At 67.3% G+C, this 22,845-nt stretch carries 24 protein-coding genes and 1 riboswitch; of the genes, 13 read left to right on the forward strand and 11 right to left on the reverse strand.

The window, feature by feature from the left end; all coding sequences use genetic code 11:
* The first annotated feature begins 28 nt into the window (after positions 1-28).
* The 5 genes from AC1DTF_RS05395 to AC1DTF_RS05415 all read left to right on the forward strand — a co-directional run bounded on the left by AC1DTF_RS05395 (position 29) and on the right by AC1DTF_RS05415 (position 4,888).
* A complete protein-coding gene (locus AC1DTF_RS05395; RefSeq protein ID WP_477473315.1) occupies positions 29-979 on the forward strand; it encodes an LLM class flavin-dependent oxidoreductase in 951 nt (316 codons plus the stop codon).
* Positions 980-992: 13 nt separating this feature from the next.
* Positions 993-1,670, forward strand: a complete 678-nt coding sequence (locus AC1DTF_RS05400; RefSeq protein ID WP_477473316.1) for a GAP family protein — start codon at positions 993-995, stop codon at positions 1,668-1,670.
* A gap of 55 nt (positions 1,671-1,725) precedes the next feature.
* Positions 1,726-2,343 carry a GntR family transcriptional regulator gene (locus tag AC1DTF_RS05405; RefSeq protein WP_477473317.1) on the forward strand — a complete coding sequence of 206 codons (618 nt, stop codon included), beginning with the start codon at positions 1,726-1,728 and terminating at the stop codon, positions 2,341-2,343.
* A 136-nt stretch (positions 2,344-2,479) separates the two neighbouring features.
* Positions 2,480-3,934, forward strand: a complete 1,455-nt coding sequence (locus AC1DTF_RS05410) for an MFS transporter (RefSeq protein WP_200962217.1) — start codon at positions 2,480-2,482, stop codon at positions 3,932-3,934.
* A gap of 33 nt (positions 3,935-3,967) precedes the next feature.
* A complete protein-coding gene (locus AC1DTF_RS05415; RefSeq protein WP_057168925.1) occupies positions 3,968-4,888 on the forward strand; it encodes an ABC transporter substrate-binding protein in 921 nt (306 codons plus the stop codon).
* On the opposite strand, the gene AC1DTF_RS05420 is transcribed toward AC1DTF_RS05415, so the two are convergent.
* Positions 4,860-5,546 carry a GntR family transcriptional regulator gene (locus tag AC1DTF_RS05420; RefSeq protein ID WP_477473318.1) on the reverse strand — a complete coding sequence of 229 codons (687 nt, stop codon included), beginning with the start codon at positions 5,544-5,546 and terminating at the stop codon, positions 4,860-4,862. The two genes, AC1DTF_RS05415 and AC1DTF_RS05420, sit on opposite strands and share 29 nt — an antisense overlap.
* A 22-nt stretch (positions 5,547-5,568) precedes the next feature.
* On the opposite strand from AC1DTF_RS05420, the gene AC1DTF_RS05425 reads away from it, so the two are divergent.
* On the forward strand, positions 5,569-6,000 hold the full coding sequence (locus tag AC1DTF_RS05425) for a VOC family protein (RefSeq protein ID WP_057168926.1): 432 nt from the start codon (positions 5,569-5,571) through the stop codon (positions 5,998-6,000).
* Here AC1DTF_RS05425 and fdxA read toward each other — a convergent pair.
* Together fdxA and AC1DTF_RS05435 are read right to left on the reverse strand one after the other, a co-directional pair.
* Positions 5,982-6,347 carry a ferredoxin gene (gene fdxA, locus AC1DTF_RS05430; protein ID WP_057168927.1) on the reverse strand — a complete coding sequence of 122 codons (366 nt, stop codon included), beginning with the start codon at positions 6,345-6,347 and terminating at the stop codon, positions 5,982-5,984. The two genes, AC1DTF_RS05425 and fdxA, sit on opposite strands and share 19 nt — an antisense overlap.
* Positions 6,348-6,423: 76 nt before the next feature.
* Complete coding sequence (locus AC1DTF_RS05435; protein WP_057168928.1) at positions 6,424-7,668, reverse strand: sulfotransferase family protein; 1,245 nt, start codon at positions 7,666-7,668, stop codon at positions 6,424-6,426.
* Between the two features lie 28 nt (positions 7,669-7,696).
* Here AC1DTF_RS05435 and AC1DTF_RS05440 point away from each other — a divergent pair, with 28 nt between their 5' ends.
* Both AC1DTF_RS05440 and AC1DTF_RS05445 read left to right on the forward strand, forming a co-directional pair.
* Positions 7,697-8,272: a TetR/AcrR family transcriptional regulator gene (locus AC1DTF_RS05440; protein WP_477473319.1), complete on the forward strand. Its 576-nt coding sequence runs from the start codon at positions 7,697-7,699 to the stop codon at positions 8,270-8,272.
* Positions 8,269-9,372 carry a DUF1214 domain-containing protein gene (locus tag AC1DTF_RS05445; protein ID WP_477473320.1) on the forward strand — a complete coding sequence of 368 codons (1,104 nt, stop codon included), beginning with the start codon at positions 8,269-8,271 and terminating at the stop codon, positions 9,370-9,372. The genes AC1DTF_RS05440 and AC1DTF_RS05445 overlap by 4 nt, the downstream gene beginning before the upstream one ends.
* Here the strand turns inward: AC1DTF_RS05445 and AC1DTF_RS05450 are convergent.
* The 3 genes from AC1DTF_RS05450 to AC1DTF_RS05460 all read right to left on the reverse strand — a co-directional run bounded on the left by AC1DTF_RS05450 (position 9,344) and on the right by AC1DTF_RS05460 (position 12,350).
* Positions 9,344-10,720, reverse strand: a complete 1,377-nt coding sequence (locus AC1DTF_RS05450) for an NtaA/DmoA family FMN-dependent monooxygenase (protein ID WP_477473321.1) — start codon at positions 10,718-10,720, stop codon at positions 9,344-9,346. The two genes, AC1DTF_RS05445 and AC1DTF_RS05450, sit on opposite strands and share 29 nt — an antisense overlap.
* A 9-nt stretch (positions 10,721-10,729) precedes the next feature.
* Positions 10,730-11,863 (reverse strand): LLM class flavin-dependent oxidoreductase, encoded by a 1,134-nt coding sequence (locus tag AC1DTF_RS05455; protein WP_477473322.1) that lies wholly within the window; start codon positions 11,861-11,863, stop codon positions 10,730-10,732.
* A gap of 106 nt (positions 11,864-11,969) precedes the next feature.
* Complete coding sequence (locus tag AC1DTF_RS05460; RefSeq protein WP_477473323.1) at positions 11,970-12,350, reverse strand: MerR family transcriptional regulator; 381 nt, start codon at positions 12,348-12,350, stop codon at positions 11,970-11,972.
* Positions 12,351-12,409: 59 nt separating this feature from the next.
* On the opposite strand from AC1DTF_RS05460, the gene AC1DTF_RS05465 reads away from it, so the two are divergent.
* Both AC1DTF_RS05465 and AC1DTF_RS05470 read left to right on the forward strand, forming a co-directional pair.
* Complete coding sequence (locus tag AC1DTF_RS05465) at positions 12,410-13,276, forward strand: polysaccharide deacetylase family protein (RefSeq protein WP_477473324.1); 867 nt, start codon at positions 12,410-12,412, stop codon at positions 13,274-13,276.
* A riboswitch (ZMP/ZTP riboswitch) is annotated at positions 13,270-13,349 on the forward strand. Its footprint overlaps the gene before it by 7 nt.
* Positions 13,350-13,369: 20 nt before the next feature.
* Positions 13,370-14,224 (forward strand): bifunctional 5,10-methylenetetrahydrofolate dehydrogenase/5,10-methenyltetrahydrofolate cyclohydrolase, encoded by an 855-nt coding sequence (locus tag AC1DTF_RS05470; RefSeq protein ID WP_477473325.1) that lies wholly within the window; start codon positions 13,370-13,372, stop codon positions 14,222-14,224.
* Here AC1DTF_RS05470 and AC1DTF_RS05475 read toward each other — a convergent pair.
* From AC1DTF_RS05475 to AC1DTF_RS05495, 5 genes are all read right to left on the reverse strand, one after another.
* On the reverse strand, positions 14,196-15,587 hold the full coding sequence (locus AC1DTF_RS05475; RefSeq protein ID WP_477473326.1) for an NtaA/DmoA family FMN-dependent monooxygenase: 1,392 nt from the start codon (positions 15,585-15,587) through the stop codon (positions 14,196-14,198). The two genes, AC1DTF_RS05470 and AC1DTF_RS05475, sit on opposite strands and share 29 nt — an antisense overlap.
* Positions 15,587-16,336, reverse strand: a complete 750-nt coding sequence (locus tag AC1DTF_RS05480) for an SDR family NAD(P)-dependent oxidoreductase (RefSeq protein ID WP_477473327.1) — start codon at positions 16,334-16,336, stop codon at positions 15,587-15,589. The genes AC1DTF_RS05475 and AC1DTF_RS05480 overlap by 1 nt, the downstream gene beginning before the upstream one ends.
* Positions 16,321-17,415, reverse strand: coding sequence for an LLM class flavin-dependent oxidoreductase (locus tag AC1DTF_RS05485; protein WP_477473328.1), 1,095 nt, complete (start codon positions 17,413-17,415; stop codon positions 16,321-16,323). The genes AC1DTF_RS05480 and AC1DTF_RS05485 overlap by 16 nt, the downstream gene beginning before the upstream one ends.
* Positions 17,412-18,749: an LLM class flavin-dependent oxidoreductase gene (locus AC1DTF_RS05490; protein WP_477473329.1), complete on the reverse strand. Its 1,338-nt coding sequence runs from the start codon at positions 18,747-18,749 to the stop codon at positions 17,412-17,414. The genes AC1DTF_RS05485 and AC1DTF_RS05490 overlap by 4 nt, the downstream gene beginning before the upstream one ends.
* 118 nt (positions 18,750-18,867) lie before the next feature.
* Positions 18,868-19,791 (reverse strand): LysR family transcriptional regulator, encoded by a 924-nt coding sequence (locus tag AC1DTF_RS05495; protein ID WP_477473330.1) that lies wholly within the window; start codon positions 19,789-19,791, stop codon positions 18,868-18,870.
* Positions 19,792-20,068: 277 nt separating this feature from the next.
* Between AC1DTF_RS05495 and AC1DTF_RS05500 the strand changes: the two genes are divergently transcribed.
* The 3 genes from AC1DTF_RS05500 to AC1DTF_RS05510 are packed head-to-tail and all read left to right on the forward strand — an operon-like array spanning position 20,069 to position 22,843.
* Positions 20,069-21,010, forward strand: a complete 942-nt coding sequence (locus tag AC1DTF_RS05500) for a TauD/TfdA dioxygenase family protein (protein WP_477473331.1) — start codon at positions 20,069-20,071, stop codon at positions 21,008-21,010.
* A 25-nt stretch (positions 21,011-21,035) separates the two neighbouring features.
* Complete coding sequence (locus AC1DTF_RS05505) at positions 21,036-22,049, forward strand: aldo/keto reductase (protein WP_477473332.1); 1,014 nt, start codon at positions 21,036-21,038, stop codon at positions 22,047-22,049.
* On the forward strand, positions 22,046-22,843 hold the full coding sequence (locus AC1DTF_RS05510; RefSeq protein ID WP_477473333.1) for an NADPH-dependent oxidoreductase: 798 nt from the start codon (positions 22,046-22,048) through the stop codon (positions 22,841-22,843). The genes AC1DTF_RS05505 and AC1DTF_RS05510 overlap by 4 nt, the downstream gene beginning before the upstream one ends.
* The last annotated feature ends 2 nt before the right edge of the window (positions 22,844-22,845 follow it).

Here is a 22,845-nt window from a genome sequence, read left to right on the forward strand (position 1 = left end):
AGGGTCCTCCTCCTGCTATGACATAGGGGTGGAAATGGTGGCCACCGCACCCGCGACCCTCGGCCCGGCCGAGATCGGCGCGTTCGCGGCACGCGCCGAACGCCTCGGCTTCGACACCATCCACGTCTCCGAGACCGTCCACGACCCGTTCATGGTGGCCGCCTTCGCGGTGCAGGCCACCACTGCCATCACCGTGCGCACCAGCATGGTGCTGGCGTTCCCGCGCAGCCCGATGATCACCGCCTACGCGGCCTGGGACCTGGCGCGCGTGTCCGGTGGCAGATTTCAGCTGGGCATCGCCTCCCAGGTGCGCGGCAATATCGTCGGCCGCTTCTCCACCACGTGGTCCGAACCGGTATCGCGCATGGCCGACTACATCCGCGCACTGCGGGCGATCTTCCATGCCTTCCACACCGGTGATCGCCTCAATTACGTTGGCACGCAGTACACATTCGACACGCTGCAGCCCTACTTCAACCCCGGGCCGATCGGTCATCCCGCGCCGCAGATCTGGACCGGTGGCGTCAACAAGCGCATGGTCGCCATGGCCGGCGAGATGGCCGACGGGTACGTCTGTCACCCCACCAACTCCCACCCGACGATCCTGCGCACCCAGACGCTGCCGGCGTTGGCCGGCGGGTCACCGCGGGTGATCGCCAATCCGCAACCGCTGATGGCCGCGACGCACGAGGAGATCCAGGCGCTGCAGGACGCCCGGCGTAGTGAGCTGGCGTTCCTGTACAGCACCCCCGCCTACCGCCGTCAGCTGGAGCGCATCGGCGTCACCGATCTCGGTGCACTCGAACAATTGGTCCCGCACGGCACCTACGAGGAGATTCCCGAGCTGCTCGGACAGTGGTACGCCGGACTCTGCGACGGGCTGACAATCGCGGTGCCGGCCGGGGATGACGCCGCACTGGCCGACCTGGTGCGGCAATGTCGGGTGATTCCAACCCTGTCCGGTTCGGGCAGTTCGTAGCACGATTGCCCGCGTGTCCGTGTCCCTGTTCGCCCAACTGGTGGCGCCCGCGCTCATCGTGGCGTGGTCGCCGTTCAAGGTCGTCCCGGCGCTGGCGTTGGTGTTCAACGCGCCGCGCCCACGGGCGACCGGGCTGGCCTTCCTGGCCGGCTCGGTGCTCGGGCAGATCGGCGTGACGGCGCTGTTCGTCCGGGCGCCGCGCCTGGTCGACCGCATCGAGACGACCCCCTCGGCGACGATCGGCTGGATCCAGATCGGGTTGGGACTGCTGACACTGCTGGCGGCGGCATATTCGTGGACCCGCCGGGACAAGGTGATCCGCGCCCCGCAATGGCTTATCGGGCTGACCCGGGTCACCCCGCTGGCGGCGGCAATCCTCGGCGCGGTGCTGGTGGTGACCAACCTGAAGGTGATGGCGGCGAACGCCGCCGCGGGCTTCCTCATCGGTTCGGCGGCACTGAGTATCGCTGCTCTCGCTGTGGTGCTGGTGCTCTACACCGCGGTGGCCACCTCGACGATCGCCATCCCGGTCGCGGGCTACCTGGTGGCGCCCGCACTCGTCGACCGCTGGCTGGCGACCGCGAAGCGCCACATCTCCAGGCACCAGTCGACGGCAACGACGTTGGCGCTCATCCTGATTGGCGCCGCACTGCTGATCGTGGGCATCGGCACCGTCATCGCGTATCGGTGACGCGCCCGGCGACGTCACGCACGACTGAATCGGCACACGCCATACTGGACCTCTTATGACAGAGCCGGTGTCCCGAGTGGAGTCGACGGGTGACTCGATCGCGCATGCGCTGCGTGAGGACATCTTGGCGGGGCGCTTGGCCGGGGGAGGGCGTCTGGTCGAGGAGGCGATCGCGAAGCAGTTCGGGGTATCGCGGGTGCCGGTGCGCGAGGCGCTGACCCGGCTGCAGTCCGAGGGATTCGTGACGATCGTCCGTTACCGAGGTGCGACGGTCTCGGAGACGCTCGTTCAAGACAGCCGGGAGCTCCTGCAGATCCGCCGAGGTCTGGAGATTCTGGCCGCCCAATTGGCGGCCGCCAACCGTGGCGGCGCGGTCGCCGAGGAACTGACCGCTGTCGCAGAAGAAAACCATCATGACGGCCAGCCACACGGGCGGTCGTTTCACGAACTGGTCGCGGCGGCTTCGGGCAACCGGCAGCTCGAAGAGATGCTCGCCAACGTGAACCGGCGTGTTCAGTGGGGTTTGGGACACAATCCCGACGCGTCGGTAGGCGACCACCGAGTGCTGGCCCTGGCGATCGTGAATGGCTCATCCGTGCAGGCGGGCTACCTGATGGACGAGCACCTGCAGCGCGACGAGCGGTACTTCGCGGAGAAGTTCGGCGACGCCTAACCTCCTGGATTGTATTTCAATCCAAGCCATGTTTTCATGGACGTAACAGAAAACCCCTGTTGGGAAATGGTTATGTAACAGCTTTCGTATACAACTGACTCCATCGTGTTTCTTCCTCTCACACCTGGAGTCCCCAATGTCCTTCCGTCGCACCGCCACCGTCCCCCCTGAGATCACGCACCCCAGCACTGATCCCGCAGTCTCCACCGGTCTCACCGCCGTCCTGGACCGCATCGGCTTCGGTCGAGTCCAGGCCGCACTGATCCTCTTGCTGATGGCCGGATTGTTCTTCGATTCGCTGGAGCAGAACTCCACCGGTGCGATGGGGCCCCTACTCAAGGAGTCGTTCGGCATCGGCAACGCAGAGCTGACCATGATCAACACCGCCACCGTGCTGGGCGGCCTTGCGGGCCGCATCATCGGCGGCTACATCGCCGACCGCTGGGGCCGGCGGATGGCGCTCAGCCTGAACCTTTTGGTCTACACCCTCGGTGGACTGATCAGCGCCGCCGCAGTCAATTACGAGATGCTGTTGGCCAGCCGCTTCATCGTCGGCATCGGTCTGGGCGGCGAATTCACCGTCGGCCTGGCGATTCTCGCCGAGATCGTCGCCACCCGGCACCGCGGCACGCTGCTGGCGACACTGAACATTTCCTCCGGCGGCATCGGCAACATCGCCTCCTTCGGCTTCTTCTGGCTGGTGCTCGGACCCCTCAACGGCGCCCTTGGCGGCAACGACAGCGCGTGGCGCTGGACCTACGTCATCCTGGCCGTCCCCGCCGTGCTGGTCGTGTTCTTCCGTCGCTACCTGCCCGAGTCGCCGCGGTTCCTGCTGAGCAAGGGCCGCGTCGAAGACGCCAACAAGAGCCTGACGCGGTTGGCCTCCGGCAGCATCAGGGGCCTGCGCAAGCCCGGCCCGACCCAGCAGTTCGTCACCATCTCCGACATCCCCGTCAAGGTGAAGTCGAGCTATGCCGAGGTGTTCAAGGGCGAAAACCTCAAGCGCACCATCGCCATCGGCTCGGCCTCCTGGATGTCCTTCGGAGCACAGGTCACCCTGCTGTTCCTGATGCCGATCCTGCTGGTCTCCCGCGGCTACTCGCTGTCGGACTCGCTGGCCTTCACCATGATCATGAACATCGGATCGCTGTTCGGCGCCTGCGCCGCGTCCTATCTGGCGGGTAAGGCGCCCCGGCGGCTGACGGTCAGTATCGCCGCCGTCCTGGGCTGCATCTCCGCGATCTGCTTCGCCTCCTTCGCCGACACCACCGCGCTGATCCTGGTGCTGGGCATGATCTTCCAGTTCTTCACCATGATGCTCAACACCATGCTCTCGGTGTGGTCACCGGAACTGTTCCCCACCTCGGTGCGCGCCATGGGCACCTCCGTGGTGAACGGCATCGGCAATGTGGCCGGAGCAGTCATGCCGTTCGCCGCACTGTTCTTCTTCGACCGCTGGGGCGTCGCCGGAGTGTTCGCCATGATCGCCATCATGTACGCCCTGCTGGTGGTCGCCGCCCGCTTCGGCCCGGAGACGTTCGGCAAATCCCTCGAGACCGTTACCGAGAAGCCGGTTCTGGTCAACGCCTGAACCCCCCTCAACCAACCAGTAAGGAATCCGAATATGTTGCAGCTCAATATCTCCGCTACCGCTCACGCTCCCAACTACCTGCCTCAGTACTACGCCGACACCCTCGGGTTGTTCAGCGAACGCGGTCTGCAGGTGAACGCGACGGCCAAGGACCCGTGGACCGGGGTGCTCGACGACCTGGACAGTGGAGCGGCCGACGTCGCCCTCGGTGGGCTGTGGGTGCCGGCGATGTACTGGAACACGCCGCGCGAGCTGACGGTGTTCGCTCAGGTGAACCACCAGTTCCCGAAGGCTCTGGTGACCCGCAGCCCGCGAACGGATTTCGGGTGGTCCGAACTGGTTGGCGCGACCGTCTTGGCACCCGGTATCGGCGGTAGCGCACCGTACGCCTTCACCGCCGGGCTGATCAGGGAGGCCGGCGTGGATCCGGCATCCATCACCTTCCTGCGTGATCTGTCCACCCCGATGTTCATCGAACTCTTCGAAGCGGGCCTTGGTGAGGCGATCGTGCTGGACCTCGTCAACGCCGAGGTGTTGCAGGAGCGGGGGACCGGATACATCGCCGAGGAGTACACCCAGACGGGCGGGCTGGGTCCCAACAGCGTGTACTACTGCCGGACCGACCGGTTCGCCGAACTGACCGATCGGTTGGTGGCGTTCACCGCGGCACTGGAGGAGTCGATGCAACTGATGACATCGGTCGACCTCGCAGACTTGCACCCGCTACTGGAGCAGCACTGGCCGACGACCCCAGCGGTGCCCCTGCGGAAGGCGTGCGCGCGGATGCTGGGTTCGCACACCTGGGACACCACCCGCATCGACCCCGCCGCCACCGAGCGGTGGATGCGGATCCTCCTCGACGAGAACATGATCCGTCAGGCGCCTTCGTTCGACGCACTGGTGGAAACCACGATCGTCGACCGGATCAGCTCCGCGGCAAAGGCGCTCCGCTGACGATGTCGAATGCGTGCCTGCGGTGTGCGGCGAACAGTGCGAGCGCGGAATCAGCGTCGCGGGCGCGCAACGCGCTGACAAGATCGCGGTGTTCGTCGCGCACGTGCTGAACGTAGCCCCGATTGTCGACACCGATGCGGCTGAGCAGAAAGAGCTGCACCTGGGAGCGAATGGCGAACCAAGCGTCCTGAAGGCGCCGGTGCCGGGCTGCCGCGTAGACGGCATCGTGAAAGGCGATATCGCAGCTGACCATGTCATGGTCGTCGCTGACCCGTTGCATCTTCTCGGCAGCGCGCTCGATCGCGGTGATGTCCTCATCCGAAGCGCGGGTGATCAGACTCTGCACGGCGAGCTCCTCGAGTGCCCCACGCAGGCTGTCGATCTCGGCGATATCGTCCGGGGACAGCGAGGTGACCGTGGCACCGCGGTGCCATCCTGTGCGCACCAGACCTTCTCGTTCCAGCCGGATCAGGGCTTCGCGGACAGGTCCTCGACTCACGTCGAGAGCCAACGACAGCTCGACTYCGCGGAGCTGAGTGCCTGGTGCATAACTGCCACTGAAAATTGCCTCACGCACCCGATCGGCGACCTCGTCGGCCAGACCCCGCCTGCGGGCGGGGGCCACCATGCTGCGTTCGGGCATCGCGGCGGCATCCATGTCGCAATGTTAACATTCAGACATGGATGGCAACGGAGACACCCGGGCACGCTTTCACCTCGCCATGCCGGTCGACGATCTGGCCGCGGCTCGCCGGTTCTACGGCGAGGTTCTCGGCCTACCGCAGGGCCGAAGCTCCGACACGTGGGTGGATTGGAACTTTCACGGCCACCAGGTGGTGACACATCTGGCCGCCAGCCGAGCGCAGGACGTCCACAACCCGGTCGATGGCCACGACGTCCCGGTGCCGCACTTCGGCCTGATCCTCAGCATCCCGGAGTTTCACACGTTGGCCGACCGCCTGCGCAGCGCGGGCGTCGCGTTCGTCATCGAGCCGTATGTCCGATTTGCCGGAGAGGTCGGCGAGCAGTGGACGATGTTCCTGCTCGATCCTGCGGGAAATGCTCTGGAATTCAAAGCATTTGCCGACGACTCTCAGATCTTCGCGGCGTGACCCGCGACGTTCCGCGCCGGTATCGCCGCCACCAGCGGAGTGTCGGCGCCGACCCGCCCCAGCGCGTGCGCACCGCCCGGTGACCCCAGCGGCGCATCACGTCCCGGCAAGACGGTCAGGAAGAAGTCCGCATTGTCGGCCAGGTGCGCCAGCTCGTCCTCGGGCAGATCGGTCTCGTACTCGATCGCATCGAGCCGGCACGCGATCCGGCACGCGCCGCAGTCGACGCACTCATTCGGATTGATGTACAGCGAACGCGCGCCCTCGTAAATGCAGTCCGCGGGGCATTCCGCCACACACGACTTGTCCATCACGTCAACGCATGCCGAGCCGATCACGTAGGTCATGAGTCGACAGTAGAAAACCGGACTCCAGCCGCACCGGAGTCCAATGGCACCGCCCCAGAGGACTTTGGTCCTTTTTCTAGCTCAGGAACCGCTTCGAGTACCCGGCGAACCGCGCCCGCAGGTCGTCCTCGTCCAGACCGAACATCTGCGCCGACGTCGCGACCCGGCCCAACCTGCCGCGGCGGTGACCATCGAGGTAGCCGGTGATCGAGCTGCGCACCGGCTCGTCGAACGGCTCGCCGGCCAGCGCGAACAACCTTTCGGCGGTGCCGAGTTCGTCGGCCATGAAATCGTCGAACCGGATGTCGACGGAGCGTTCGACCGGGATGGTGTCGCGTTGGCGCACACACTCGGCGAGCAGCTTCTCCAGCCGGTTCACCCAGCCCGCCGCGGTGCGCGCGACGTCCACCCGGTCGCGGTGCATCCGCTCGCTGTAGGTGATCATCGCGATCATCGACAGCGCCACCGGTACCGGATCGCGGTGGGTGAACGCGACGATCACCCCGGGGAAGACGGCGTCGAGCACCGCGAGCTGGCCGAGGTGCTGAGGCGATTTCAGCACCCAGCGCCGGCCGCCGCGCAGGAACTGCAACGCCTGCAGTTGGGTGCGCAGGTACTCATACGAACTCGTCTGATCCCGCGACCAGTAGTACTGGCTCCACCGCGGCACGTCGGCGAGCGTCTCCATGAGCATCGTGGAGAAATCGTTGGCCAACAGCTGAATCTCTTCGTGCACATGCTCGGTGGTCATCTCGTGCATCAGCGCGAAGTGCGGCATCAGGGTGTCCATCACCTGTACCGCCATGTCCATCCGTGTGACGCGCGGGTCGGGTGACAGGCCCGCTTCGCCCGGTGAGGGAAACGGCTCGACGCCCTCCCAATACGGCAGGCTGCGAAAGGTCGGGGGAGCCGCCAGCAGGTTGTGCAGGTGGGTGGTGCCGGTGCGGGGCAGTCCGGCGATGACGACCGGCGGCAACACCTCGACGTCGCGGATCTCGGGGTGGCGCGCCAGTAGGTCGGTCAGCAACAGCCGGTTCTTGAGCCACTGCACCAGTTGTGCGTGAAAGTTCACCACCCCGGGGGCATGCATGTCGATCTCGCGCAGTTCGGCCACATACCGGTCCAGGCGCTCGCGGTAGTCATCGGGACCGAAGTCGGTGAGGCCGGTGTCGGCTTGGGCGCGGGCGTGCAGCACCGCGGAATCCAGCGGGAAGTCCGGCGCGATGGCGGCCATCATGTCCCGGATCTGTTGAGCCTCAACGCTGTACCGCGGCTCGGCCAGGTCGTCGAGGTGGACGATTCCTGCTGTGGTGTCGGTCACAGCGACTTATGTTACTCTGAGTTTCGTAATGACGACAGAGATCGGGCGCCCCCGAAATCCGCAGATCGACGACGCCGTGCTGCGCGCCACGGTGGAGTTGATCGGTGAGACCCCCTATGCCGAACTCACCGTCGGCGCCATCGCGGCGCGCGCCGGCACCAGTAAGCCGGCGATCTACCGTCGCTGGCCCAGCAAGGCCGCGCTCGTCCACGAGGCGGTGTTCCCGCTCGATGCCGGCACCGAACTACCCGACACCGGAACGCTGTTGGGAGACATCCGGGAAATGGTGCGCCGCACGCTGGCGGTGTTCAGCACCCCCGCCGCCCGCGCAGCGCTGCCCGGACTGGTCGGGGAGATGGCCGCCGACCCCGCCCTGCACACCACCCTGCTGGAACGCTTCGGTGACATCATCGTGCGCGGTCTCGGTGAGTACCTGGCGGCCGCCGTGGCCCGCGGCGAGATGCGCGCCGATGTCACCGCCACCGACCTCGCCGAATCCATTGCCGGCATCACCTTTGTGGCACTGCTCGCCCACGGTGCCGTCCCCGACGATGCGTGGATCGAACGCACCGCCACCCTGATCGTGAGAGGAATCAGTACATGACACACGAATCGACAACGGCCTGGCGGGAATTGCTCGACACCCTGCGCGACCTGGACCGCTCCTTCCTGGAGGGGGACAAGGCCGTGACCGACGACCGCCACATCGGGGATGGATACCGGATGCTGGCCACCACCCTGGGCGTCGCGCTGGACACCTACCTGTTCGCCGACCCGAGCCGCCCGCAGTGGTTGGAGGTCAACTCGCCGTGGCGCCCGGACCGGCGCTGGGGTGGGGACAACACCGACGCCATCTACTTCATGTGCCCGGTCGACCCGCAACGGCGCTACCGGATCAGCGGCAATCGTGGTGACAGCGTGTACTTCTCGGTGACCGCCTACAACGAACCCGCTCCCGGCGCGTGGTCGGACCGGATTGTCGCGCTGTTCCGTGATGACGACCTGGACTTCGACGCCGACGGGAACTTCTCCTTCGAGTTCGGCCCACAACCCGAGGCCGCCGTGTTGATGACCCGCGACTACCAGGCCGACCCGCACGCCGGCACCGCCGTCGCCTGGAACATCGAGGCCCTCGATGCACCCGACGCCTTCCGGCACGGCGACGCCGAGACGGCCTCGGCGCTACGCGCGAGCGCGGCCTGGATGCGCACCATGTTCGCGATCCTGCCACTGGCCGTCGGCGCGAAGGTCGCCGACAACCACGAACTGGGCCATGAGACAGCCATGGCGGCCAACGATTTCGCAGCGCCCTACCAGGTGCCGGACGCCAACTTCGGGTGGTCGGCGCGCGATGCCTGCTACGGCTACGGCAGCTTCGATCTCGCCGAGGACGAGGCGCTGGTGATCACCCATCGGCCACCGGCCTGCCGGTTCTGGAACCTGGTGGTGTGGAACCAGTTCATGGCGACGCCGGGCGTGCGCGATGCCCGCAGTTCGCTCAACGGCCACACCGCGGTGCCCAATGGCGACGGTTCGGTGACCGTGGTGGTGTCCCGGGGCCTGACCGAGCACCCGAATTCGCTGACGACACTGGACTACCCGCGGGGCAACCTGGCCTTCCGCTGGTTCCTGGCGGACAAGGTGCCCGACCGGCCGCAGGTGCGGCTGGTCAAGGTCACCGACGCGCCGACGGTTGTGGAGTGAGATGCGCGGCCGGCGCCAGACCGAGGTGCTCGCGCAGCGTGGTGCCCGCATAGTCGCTACGGAACACCCCGCGCTCCTGTAGCAACGGCACCACCGAATCGACGAACGGATCGAGTCCGGCCGGGGTGACATGCGGGACCAGGATGAATCCATCACTGGCATCGGCCTGCACCAGCTTGTTGATCTCCTCGGCCACCGTCGCCGGTGACCCGATGAAGTTCTGCCGTCCCGTCACCTCGATGATGAGTTCACGAGTGCTGAGGTTTTCGGCCTCGGCTTTGGCGCGCCACTCGTTGGCGACGGCGATCGGATCGCGGTGCATCCGGACGCTGGCCCGGCCCCGGGCGATGGTGTTCTCACCGACCACCGGGTCGACGGACGGCAACGGGCCGTCCGGGTCGTGGTCGGACAAATCCCGGTTCCACAGCTGCTCCAGGAACTTGATTGCGGTCGCCGGGGACACCTGCGCCAACCGCACCTCGTGGGCGATATCGGCGGCCTCGGCATCGGTGTCGCCGAGTACGAACGTCGCCGCGGGCAGGATCAATAGCTGATCGTGACTGCGGCCGTACGCGGCCAGCCGTCCCTTCACATCGGCGTAGAACGCCTGACCCTCGGCAAGGGTGCCGTGCCGGGAGAAGATCGCATCGGCTGAACGTGCGGCGAACTCGCGGCCGTGATCGGAGTCGCCGGCCTGGAAGATGACCGGGCGGCCCTGCGGGCTGCGCGGCACATTGAACCGGCCGGAGATGTCGAAATGATCGTCCCGATAAGAGAATCCGCCGGCGTCGGGGTCTGACAGAAATGTGCCGGTGTCCTTGTCGGCGACGATCTCGTCACCGCGCCACGAGTCGAACAGGGTGTGCGCGGCGGCCAGGAAGCTCTCGGCACGGGCGTAGCGCTGGTCCTCGGCAAGATACCCACCGCGCCGGAAGTTCTCACCGGTGAAGGCATCCCACGAGGTGACGACGTTCCAGGCGGCCCGCCCCCCGGACAGGTGATCCAGCGACGCGAACTGCCGGGCCACTTCATAAGGTTCGTTGAACGTCGAGTTGATGGTGCCGGTCAGCCCGAGCCGTTCGGTGACGGCGGCCAGCGCCGCGAGCACGGTGAACGTGTCCGGGCGCCCCACCACGTCGAGGTCATAGATCTGCCCGCCCTGTTCGCGCAGGCGCAGGCCCTCGGCCAGGAACAGGAAATCGAACTTGCCACGCTCGGCGGTCTGCGCGAAATGGGTGAACGAACCGAAGTCGATGTGGCTGCCCGAGTTCGGATCGCTCCAGACGGTGGTGTTGTTGACACCGGGGAAGTGCGCGGCGAGATGAATCTGCTTGAGCGGCTTGGTCATCTGAATGTCCTAGGAGTGTGCGTACCGGTTGGCGGGGCGGGACAGGCCGAACAGGTCGCGCAGCGTGGATCCCTGGTAGCCACTGCGGAAGACACCTCGGCGCTGCAGTTCGGGGACCAGCGCGCCCGTGATCTGGTGCAGATCGTGCGGGATGCTGGCCGGCCGCAACCGGAATCCGTCCGCACCGGCGGTCTGCCAGTGCTGTAGCAGGTCGGCCAGCTGCGCCGGGGTGCCGACGAAAACCTCGGCATCGCTGATGTATTCGCGACCCAGCAGTTCGTCGAGTTGGGCTCGGTGCGCCGCGGCGGCGGTCGGGGTATCGGCCAGGAACACCACCAGGTCCGGCAAGATCCGCAACGGCGGGGCACCGTCTGTGCGCAGCGCGGCGATGGTCTCGATGATGGTGCCGACCTCGTCGGCGCCGTGCGGGGTGATGAACCCGATATCGGCACTGGAGGCGATCAGCTGATAGGCCGGGTCGCCGTGACCGAGCGCGGCCACCAGCGGCTGGCCCTGCGGCGGTCGCTGCGTGATCGACGGGCCCTTGACCGAGAACCAGCGTCCCTCGAAGTCGATGTAGTGCAGCTTGTCCCGATCGATGAACCGGCCGGTGGCGGCATCGCGGATCTCGGCGTCGTCCTCCCAGCTGTCCCACAGCCGGCGCAGCACCTCGACATAGTCGGCGGCCTCGGCCAGCGCGTCGTCGGCCACCTCGCGCCCGAAGTGGCCCGCGGACTCGGGGTTGGCGGAGATCTGCACCCGCACGCCGGCCCGCCCGGTGCTGACGTAGTCGAGCGTGGCGACGGCCTTGGACAGGTGGAACGGTTCGGTGTGGGTGGTGATGGCGGTGGGGATCAGCCCGATGTGGCGGGTCGTCGGCGCCACCCGTGCTGCGATCTGCACGGCGTCGATGCGGCCGCGGACACGGTCGGTGCGCTGATCGGGCCGCCACGGATGATCAGACTGCAGCGCCARCCCGTCCTCGATGGTGACGAAGTCCAGCATTCCGCGCTCGGCCYCGACCACCAGCTCGGCCCAGTAGGGCGCGGTCAGCAGGTCAGCGGGTTGGGCGTCGGACTGCCGCCACGACGCCGGGTGCCAGCCGGTGCCGTCCAGGGCGACGCCGAGGTGAAGGTGTGCCACAGATCTTCTCGCTTTCGTGCGCGGTCTCAGGCGACAACGGTCTCCGGCGACGGGTCATTCCACGCTCGCGTCGGGGCCAACACCAGTCTGCGCCGCTGGGCTGCGGTTACAAGGGATCCGCGCACCCTGATTCCGGCTGCACGGCGGCGATCACGCCGTCGAGCACCGCCCGGGACCCGGTTAGTTCGCGGATGGCGCGGTCGAGCCGTTCGCGTTCGGAGGTCAGCTCGTCGACCAGCCGGCCGGTGGCGTGCGGGGCGGGCCCGCCGTCGTGATCGCGCATACACGGCAGCAGCCCGACGATGGTCCGGCTGGGCAGCCCGGCCGCGAACAGTTCCTGGATGTGGATCACGCGGTCGACCGCCTGCTCGGCGTAATCACGCTGCCCGCCGGGAGTGCGTGATGACGCCAGCAGACCCTGCTGCTCGTAGTACCGCAGTGAGCGTTCGCTCACTCCGGTGCGCTGTGCCAGTTCACCGATGCGCATCAGCCCGTTATACCGCAGGAGCTTGACCCTGACATCGGTGTCAGCTCCTACCGTGCGGCATGACCTCGCAACCCAACCCCCCGTTCCACTACAGCCCGATCACCGAACGGCCCCCGCTGAGCTGGCCCGGCGGCGCCCGGGTCGCCGTGTACATCGGCCTCAACGTCGAACACTTCCTGCCGGACCGGCCCTCGACCAGCATCTGGCCCGGCACCGCCGACCTGCAGCCCGACGCGCTGAATTACGGGTGGCGTGACTACGGAGCCCGGGTCGGTATCTGGCGGACCATCGAGAGCCTCGACCGGCACGGTGTGCGGCCCAGCGTGCTGCTCAATTCCGCAGTCATCGAACACCATCCGCAGATCATCGCCGCCGGACGGGAACGCGACTGGGTGTGGTTGGCGCATGGTCGGACCAACTCGATCCTGCACAACGGGTTCGGTGTCGACGAAGAACGCCGGCTGCTCACCGAGATCACCGCCGCCATCGCCGAGGCCACCGGCCGCAGACCTCTGGGCTGGATGGGCCCTGGCCTCACCGAGACCCATCACACCCCGGAGTTGTTGGCCGACCTCGGCTATCGGTACGTGCTCGACTGGACCAATGACGACCAGCCCTACCCGCTGACCGTGCCCGGGATGCTCAGCGTCCCGTATTCGGTGGAGCTCAACGACCTGCTGCTGTTCGGAAAGGGCTTCACCGGTCCGGAATTCGTGCAGATCGTCATCGACCAGTACGAACAGCTGTCCGCGGATGCCGCGAACGGGTCGGGGCGGGTACTGGCCTTGGCGCTGCATCCGTTCGTCATCGGGCAGGCCTTCCGGCACAAGTATTTCGATCAGGTGCTTGCCTATCTGGCATCGCGGCCCGATGTCTGGCTGACAACCAGCGATGACATCGCTGCCGCGTTCTTGGGTACTGTGTGAATCGCGACTGGCGAAGGTGGGACACCACCAGGAAGCACACGTCTCGGAAGCATCGACCGCCTGGGTGCTCCTCATCTGCGAGGAGCACGCACCTTGACTGCGAACATCATCGACGGCGTACGCGTCGCCAACGACATCCTGGCCGACACCCGCCGAAAGGCCGTGGAGTTCGAACACGCCGCAGGCCGAAAGGCCTGTCTGGCAACGGTGCTGGTCGGCGATGACCCGGCGTCGCACACCTACGTGCGGATGAAGATCAACCGCTGCCGCACCACCGGCCTGTATTCCCGCAGTCACCATGTCGACGCCACGGCGAGCACCGCCGACGTCGTCGCGTTGGTCGAACACCTTTCGGCGGACGACACCGTCGATGGCATCCTCGTCCAGCACCCGATGCCCGCCCAGATCGATGAACGCGCGGTGTTCGAGGCGATCGCACCCGGCAAGGACGTCGACGGGGTCACCACGGCGTCCTTCGCGGCCATGGCCCTGGGCGGACACGGATTCCGGTCGTGCACCCCGGCCGGCATCATGCACCTCCTCGACGCGTACGGTGTCGATCCGACCGGGCAGCACGCCGTTGTCGTGGGCCGCAGCCCCATCCTGGGCAAGCCCGTCGGAATGCTGTTGCTGGCCCACAACGCCACCGTCACCTACTGCCATTCGCGCACTGTGGACCTGCCCGGTGTCATCGCCCGCGCCGACATCGTGATCGCGGCGGTCGGGAAGCCCGAGCTCATCAGGGGTGACTGGATCGCACCCGGGGCGGTGGTCATCGACGCCGGGTACAACCCGGGCAATGTCGGTGACGTCGAGTACGCGGCGGCCGCCGAGCGCGCCGGGCTGATCACACCGGTGCCCGGCGGCGTCGGCCCGACCACCATCGCCGTCCTCCTGGAGCAGACCGTCGCGGCTGCGCTCAGCTCGCCGCGGCCGGCGACGGGGTGAACCTGCCTCGCCAGTACCGGGCCGGGTGTCGGTCCGGCAGCGCAGCGCCCGCCCCGAAGATCTTGTCGCGCAGCGTTCCCGGCGCGTACTCGGTCTGGGCCAGTCCGCGGCGCCGCAGTTCGGGCAGCACGTGATCGATGAACTCCTCGAAGCTGCCCGGAGTGGTGATGTAGCGGATGTTGACCCCGTCGACCCCGGCGTCCTGCCACCGCTCGAGCGCATCGGCGATCTGTTCTGGCGTGCCGACGATGCGGGTGGACTCCTGTTGCTGGCGGATCAGATCGGCGATCGTCGGGTTGGTGCCCGGGGGAGCGGCGGCGATGAGCGCCTCGATGGTGCTGCGGGTGCCCTGCACCCCGGCGGCCAGATCGCCGATGGGGGTGTGGTGATCCAGCCCGCCCAGGTCGATCCCGATACCGCCGCTGCGATGCGCGATCAGGCCGTCCACACTCAGGTACTCGTCGAGTTCGGCGGCGCGCGCCCTGGCTTCGGCTTCGGTGGACCCGACGACGAAGGACAGGCCCTGCAGGAACTTGATGTCCTCGCGGCGGCGGCCGGCGGCCACCGCCCGGTCGCGGGTGTCGTCGATCACCACCTTGGCGCCCTTGGGCGACGCCGAGTTGAGGAACACGCCCTCGGCGTGCCGTGCAGCGAATGCCCGCCCGGCCGTTGACGTTCCGGCCTGGAAGATCACCGGGGTGCGCTGCGGCGACGGGAAGCTCAGATGCGGGCCCTCCACGTTGTAGCGGGGACCGGCATGGTGGATCTTGTGCACCTTGTCGGGGTCGGCGTGGATACCGCGTTCCCGGTCCCGCAACAGGGCGCCGTCATCCCAGGAACCCTCCCACAGCTTGTACACCACCTCGGTGTACTCCTCGGCCCATTCGTAGCGCTTGTCGTGTTCCTCGCGCTCGGCGAGCCCGAAGTTGCGGGCCGAGTTCTTCAGCGCGCTCGTGACCACATTCCAGCCGATCCGCCCGCGGGAGGCGTGATCGAGAGTGGAGATCTTGCGCGCGAACGAGAACGGATGATCCTGCAGCACCGAACTGGTGATCACCAGGCCCAGATGCTCGGTGGACAGCGCCAGCGCCGATACGATCGCCGACGGATCATGGTTGGGAATCTGCAGGCCTTCCCGCAGATACGTCTCCCAGCCGCCGCGGTAATCGTCGTAGACGCCCACCACATCGGCGAAGAACACCGAGTCGAACTTGCCGCGCTCGAGCAACTTCACCAGATCCACCCACACCTGCAGCTGATCGAACTCCCCACTGCGGGTGTCGGGGCTGCGCCACAACCCGTAGGACACATGGGTGGCGGTGTTCATGGTGAACGCGTTGAGGATCAGGCGGGGACGGGCCATCAGTAGTTCACCGTCCCCAGCAGGCCGCCACCGGCCGCGACGGCGTCCCCGGTGATGGCGACGCTGCGCGGGGAGGCCAGGAAGGCGATGACATCGGCGACCTCGGCGGCATCGACCACCCGGCCGATGGCGTTGTTCGCGCTCTCCTTCGTCGGATTCTTCGTCTCGGTGCGGGTCTGGCCGGGATGCACGACGGTGACGTTCACCCCGTGCGGTCCCAGTTCGTCCGCGAGATTCTTGGTGAGCGCGGCCACGCTGACATTGCGGATACTACGCACGATGGAATGCGTCTGCCGGTAACCCAGGCCGCTGACGTTGATGATCCGTCCCCAACCTTGCTGCACCAGATGCGGTGCCACCGCGCGAGCGGCGCGCAGATAACCCACCACCTTGACGTTCACATCGGCCCAGAAGTCCTCGTCACTGGTGCCCGCCAGGTCGGGAAAGCCGGCTCCGACAGCCTGATTCGACGCATTGTTGACCAAGATGTCGACACCACCGAGCTCCTCGACGGCCCGCGCGACGAGCGCCTTGACCGACTCGTCGTCACCGGTGTCGGTCACGACGGGGATGGCGCGGCGACCGCTGCGCTCGGAGACCTGCGCGGCCGCCTTCTCCAAGGTGTCCTTGGTGCGCGCGGCCAGCACCACGTCCACGCCCTCGGCCGCCAGCGCGTGCGCCACGGCCAGCCCGATTCCCTTGCTGCCGCCCGTGATGATGGCGCGCTTGCCGGTCAGTTGTAGGTCCATCGGATCTCCTTGTCAACAGATTCTCGTAACAGCGGGAGCAACTGGTCTCCCACCCGGCCGACCTCGCTCTTGTACGGGGTGTCGGACAGCACGAAATGGCTGACACCCAGATCGGCGTAACGCTGCAGGGCGTCGGCCACCTCCTGCGCCGACCCGACCAGCCAGGTGGTGCCCGCGCCGCCACCGCCGTAACGGCCGGGCGTGGTGTAGAGACAGGAGTCCAGCACCTCACCGCGCTCGGCGAGATCGAGCAGCCGTTGTTGTCCCACCGCGGGGCCCTGGTTGCGGCCGTGCAGATCGGGTTTGCCGGCGATATCGGCGATTTTCGCCTCGGCGTCGTGCCACGCCTGCGCTGAGGTGTCCCGCACCAGGGTGGTGACGCGCAGACCGTACTCCAGCGGCGGGTGCTCGCGACCCAGTCTGTCGGACAACGACGTGAGGCGGTCGATGCGTTCGGCAACCCCGTCGAGCGGTTCGCCCCAGAACAGCTGGACATCGGCCTCGCCGGCCGCGACCTGTTCGGCGGCCGCCGAGGCACCACCGAAGTACAGGCGCGGGTGGCGTCCCAGTTCGGCTCCGAACGTTCGCGGCGCGACGGTCGAATGCTCGACACGGAAGAACTCGCCGGTGACGCTGACATCCTCCTCGTGCCACAGGCGGCGCACGATCTGCAGGAACTCCCGGGTGCGGTCATACCGGCGGGACTTGTCGAACTCGCCGTCACCGTAGGCCGCCAGATCATCGGTGCCGCTGACGATGTTGATGAAGAGCCGGCCTCCGCTGAGCTGGTCCAAGGTCGCGGCCGCACTCGCGAAATGAGCCGGATGCCAATAGCCGGGCCGCACCGCGACCAGCGGGGTGAACGTCGTGGTGCGGGCCGCCACCGCGGTGGCCAGGGTGAAGGTGTCCGGCCGGCCCCACCCGGTACCGATCAGCGCGCCGCCCCACCCGTGCTGCTCGGCGCGCAACGCCAGATCGACCGTGTAGTCCAGGGTGCCCCAGCCGGCGACGGTGTCATCACCGCGATGCCCGGGTTCCACGGTGTTCGGGATGTACCAGAGGAACTCGCTGCCACTCACCGGTGCGCCGCGGCCAAGAGGTTGGAGTTGGCCGGCCGCTGCAGTCCGTAGTGGCCGCGCAACGTCGACGCCGTGTACTCGGTGCGGAACAGGCCCCGCGACCGCAGGATCGGCACCACGTGATCGACGAACGCCGCGAGGCCGGAGGGCAGCAGCGGAGGCATGATGTTGAATCCGTCGGCGACCCCGCCGCGGAACCATTCCTCGATGGTGTCGGCCACCTGTTCGGGGGTGCCGGTGAAGGTGCGGTGGCCACGGCCGCCACCGAGCCGCCCGATCAGCTCCCGCACCGTGAGGTGTTCGCGCCGGGCCAGTTCCACGACCAACGTGTACCGGCTCTTGGCGCCCTCGATGGCGTCCTCGGGCAGTAGTTCGGTGGGCAGCGGCTCGTCGAGCGGAAGCTGCTCCAGCGGTATCCGCAACGTGGTGGCCAGCTGCTGGTGCGCATAGGTGGGCACGATCGCCTCATCGAGCTCGCGGTCCTTGGCGGCGGCCTCGGCCTCGGTGCTGCCGATCACCGGGACAATGCCGGGCAGGATCTTGACGGTGTCCGGGTCGCGGCCGTGTGCGGCGGCGCGCGCCTTGAGGTCGGTGTAGAAGGCACGTGCCTCCTGAGGCGTCTGCTGCGCGGTGAACACCGCCTCGGCATGCCTGGCGGCCAACGTCTTTCCGTCCTCCGACGACCCGGCCTGCACCAGCAGGGGATAACCTTGCGGCGAGCGGGGGATGTTCAGCGCCCCCTGCACCGAGAAGAACTCGCCCCGATGCCCGGCGGGATGGATCTTCGACTGATCGCCCCACTGCCCGGTGGCCTTGTCGGCGACTACGGTGTCGTCCTCCCAGCTGTCCCAGAGCTTGCGCGCGACATGGACGAACTCCTCGGCGCGGGCATAGCGGGACGCGTGGTCGGGCAACTCGTCGAGCCCGAAGTTGCGCGCCGCGTCCACCGTCGCAGTGGTGACGATGTTCCAGCCGGCACGCCCGCCACTGACATGATCGAGCGAGGCGAACCGGCGGGCCAGATTGTAGGGGGAGTTGTAGGACGTCGAGGCGGTGGCGATGAGCCCGATCCGATCGGTGACCGCCACCAACGCGGTCAACAACGTCAACGGCTCCAGCACGCCGAGCGGACGGCGCCCCACATCCCCGTTCAGTTGCGGGCTGTCGGCCAGGAACAGCGAATCGAAGGTGCCGCGTTCGGCGATCCTGGCGAGTTCGGCGTAGTGCGCCACGTCGGTTGCTGCGAACGGGTTGCTCTCCGGCAGCCGCCAGGAGGCCTCGTGGTGCCCGGTACTCATCAGGAACGCGTTCAGATGGAGCTGACGTTCACCCACGAATATGACCTCCTGCCCGCTGTTTACGAATGACTCACAGCAACGTATCGACTCGCCGACCGAAGATCAGCGCACTTTGGCTACGGGAATGCTGAAGCGCGACTGTGCTTGTCGCGCATCAGGACGCGACATCGAGCTGTTCGGCCGGCAGCGCGTCACCGGCGACCGTGTGCAGGGTCTTGAGGATCAGCGCGACATTGGGGTCGCGCTGCCTGCCCTCGCGCACGATGGCGCTGATCGTGCGACCGCCGACCTGCGTCTCCGGAACGATCAACCCCTGCAATGCCGCGGGCACCGACAGTCGGGGCACGATCGCCGAGGCGATCTCCGTCGCCGCGAGATCACAGATGTTCTGGGCGCCGATCAGCCGGTGCTTGACCTGCGGTGTGAAACCAGCGCTCTCACCGGCACGCATCACCGCCACCCCGAGCCCGGAGTTCTGCGGCCCGGTCACCCAGGGCCCGTTGGCCAATGCCGAGAGCCCGTGCTTGCGGATCCGCAGATGCGAGGACTTCGGTGCCAGCAGCACAAGAGGTTCGTACAACAGTGGTTCGGCCGCCAGCCCTCCGAGTGACTCCTCGCCGACGAAGTCGTACCGGCAGGTCAACGCGATATCAACCTCGCCCTGGCGCAGTAGTCGCAGTGCCGCGGTACTGGTCTCCTGCTGAACCTGGATCCGCAGATCGGGTTCGGCGATGCTGAGTTGGCGCATCATCGGTGCGGCGAGCATCGGCAGGCCCATGTTGAATGTCGCGATGGCGACCTGACCGGAGACCCGGTCGCGCGTCTCGGCCACCGCGCTCATGGCCTCGTCGACGGCCACCAGTACCCGGCGCACGTGTTCGGCGAGCACCTGTCCGCTTCGGGTGAGTCCCAGTGTCCTGCCCTCACGGCGGAACAGCACCGCGCCGGCCTCCTCTTCGAGGACGCGAAGCTGTTGCGAGACAGCCGAGCTGGTGATGCTGCGACGCTCGGCGACCGCGGTCACCGAGCCGAGGTCGGCCAGATCGGACAACAACATCATTCGGCGAAGATCGAGCATCAGAACCCCCTGCGGCGGCTGCCGGGACAATATTTCTCGGGCTGGGAGAGATGTCAGGGACAACAGTTCACGGTGTCCATGATCGCAGCCGAATCGCCCGGTCAGCGCCCGTCGGGGCGGTGCCGGCCGGACGCAGACCTGTGAACTGGGGTTACGCCGCAACCGTTCCTGGAATCAGTGCAAATGTAATTCTGGGCATCCGGCCTTAAGCCGAGCTGAATGGTTCCGGTAGCCAAACACGCTTGTTCGACACGCGGCCGAACCCGAAAGTTGAGCCATGACAGACCTCGCCGACAATCGCCTCCTCACCGACACCGGACTGGATATCGAACCACTGGCCGGCTACATCGGCGCCGAGATCCGCGGCGTCGACCTGCGGCACCCGCTGGAACCCGCCGTCGTCGACGAGATCCGCAACGCGCTGCACACCTACAAGGTGATCTTCTTCCGCGACCAGGAGATCGGGCACGCCGAGCAGATCGCCTTCGCGCGCAACTTCGGCAAGGTGACGCCGGCCCATCCGCACGAGGAGGATCCGCCGGAGGGGTTCCCGGAGATCCTGCCGATCGACAGCCGCCGCTACGAGCGCACGCTGGGCCGCAAGCGGACGTCGTATGACAACAGCTGGCACACCGATGTCACCGCGCTGATCAACCCGCCGGCCGCCTCGATCCTGCGAGCACACATCCTGCCGCCCTACGGCGGGGACACCGCATGGACGAACCTCGTTGCGGCGTACGAGAATCTGCCCAAGGATCTGCGCGAGTTCGCAGACAAGCTGGACATCAAGCATCAGTTCAACAGCCGCGCGGCGGCGGGCAGCCAACGCGAGCGCAAGGTGCGCGAGGCCAATCTGGTGTCCTACCATCCGGCGGTCCGGGTGCACCCGGTGACCGGTGAGCGGGCGCTGTTCGTCAGCCCCGGCTTCACCAGGGGCGCACGCAAGATCCGCGGCTACTCGCCGACGCAGAGCGAATCGATCCTGAAACTGCTGTGGGAGGAAGCAACCCGCACCGAGTACACCGTTCGTTTCCGCTGGGCTCCGGGAAGCATCGCGTTCTGGGACAATCGGGCCACCGCCCACCTGGCCATCTCGGATGCCGGCCATCTCGACTACGACCGGGTGCTCTACCGGGTGACCCTCGAGGGTGACGTACCCCGAGGCGTCGACGGCCGCGAATCCGAGCCGGTGTCCGGCGAGCCGTTCCACGGGTCCTGACCCGATCCACGACAAGGAGAATCGAATGACAACGCTGCCCACCCGCAAGCTCGGCACCGACGGACTGGAAGTCTCCGCGATCGGCTTGGGATTCATGAGCTTTCGCACCTCGGCCGGACCCGCCGACGAAAAGCAGGCCACCGAACTCGTCGACGCGGCCATCGATCTCGGGGTGACGTTGTTCGACACCGCCGATGTCTACGGTCCGGAGTTCAGCGAGCAGCTGCTCGGCCGGGCCATCCGCGGACGCCGGGACTCGCTGGTTATCGCAACCAAGTTCGGCAACGCCCTGGATCGCGACACCAACCCGGACGCGCGGGCGCTCGACGGCAGGCCCGAGTACGTCCGCAGCGCCATCGAGGGGTCGTTGCGGCGGTTGGGGATCGACCACGTCGACCTGTACTACCAGCACCGGGTCGATCCGCAGGTTCCCATCGAGGAGACGGTCGGAGCGCTGGCGGAACTCGTCACCGCGGGCAAGATCCGGCACATCGGCCTGTCCGAGCCCGGCCCGCAGACCCTGCGCCGTGCGCATGCCGTGCATCCCATCGCCGCGGTGCAGAACGAATGGTCGATCTTCACACGGGACATCGAGGACGACACCGTTCCGGTGGCCCGTGAACTCGGCATCGGCATCGTGCCGTATTCGCCGCTGGGGCGGGGCTGGCTGACCGGGCGGGTGCGCTCTCGCGAGGACGTCGGCGGTATCCAGCTCAAGCACCCGCGTTTCGGTGCCGACGCCTTCGACCATAACCGCGAACTTGCCGATACCGTGGCGGCCATCGCCGCCGAGATCGGCGTGCAGCCCGGACAGGTCGCGCTGGCCTGGGTGCTGTCCCGCGGTCAGGACGTGGTGCCGATACCGGGTACCCGTCACGTCGAGTACCTGCGCGAGAACGTGGGCGCGGTGTCGGTGGCGCTCGACGAGGCGCAGGTGCGCCGCCTCGATGCGATCGCGGCACAGGTTGCGGGCCACCGGTCCATCCGGCCCGAACATCTGGGCACGGAGGCTCCGTTGGTGGGTGCCACCTCTGCATGACGCTGATCTCGCGGTACGGCGACGCGGACGCTGCACTGCCGGTGCACAACCAGACACTGGCAGTGCAGCTGGCGCATCGCTCAGTGCGCAAGTTCGGGCCGCACCCGGTTACCGATGATCAGCTCTCGGCGTTGGTCGCCGCCGCGCAGTCGGCGGCCACCTCGTCGAATCTGCAGCCGTGGAGTGTGATCGCGGTACGGGACCCGGCGCGCAAGGCGCGGTTGGCCGAGCTGGCCGCCGGTCAGCAGTTCATCGCCGAGGCGCCGCTGTTCCTGGTCTGGGTCGTCGACCTGGGCCGCGCCCGCCGCATCGCACAGCGCGCCGGGGCGGCACTGGACGGCGCGGACTACCTGGAGAGCACGGTCATCGGCTTCGTCGACACCGCCCTGGCCGCCCAGAACGCGGTGACGGCGGCGGAATCCCTGGGCCTGGGCACCGTTTTCGTCGGTGCGGTACGTAACCATCCCGAGCAGGTGGCCGCCGAACTGGCACTACCGCCGCATGCGGTGGCCGCCTTCGGGCTGGCCGTCGGCACTCCGGACCCCACCGAGAACGCCGGTATCAAACCACGGCTGCCGCAGGCGGCGGTGCTGCACCGGGAACGTTACGACGCCGGGGCCGCCGACGCCCACATCGCCACCTATGACCAGCGGTTGGCGGCCTACAACCGGCGTTTCGGGCTTCCCGGTGAGTGGACGACCAGGGTGATCGGCCGGTTGGCCGGCCCCGACTCGTTGTCGGGGCGGCACCGGCTGCGGGAATGCCTGGAACGGCTCGGCCTGCCTTCCCGGTAGCG

This window comes from Mycobacterium sp. P4_H6, assembly GCF_056400845.1.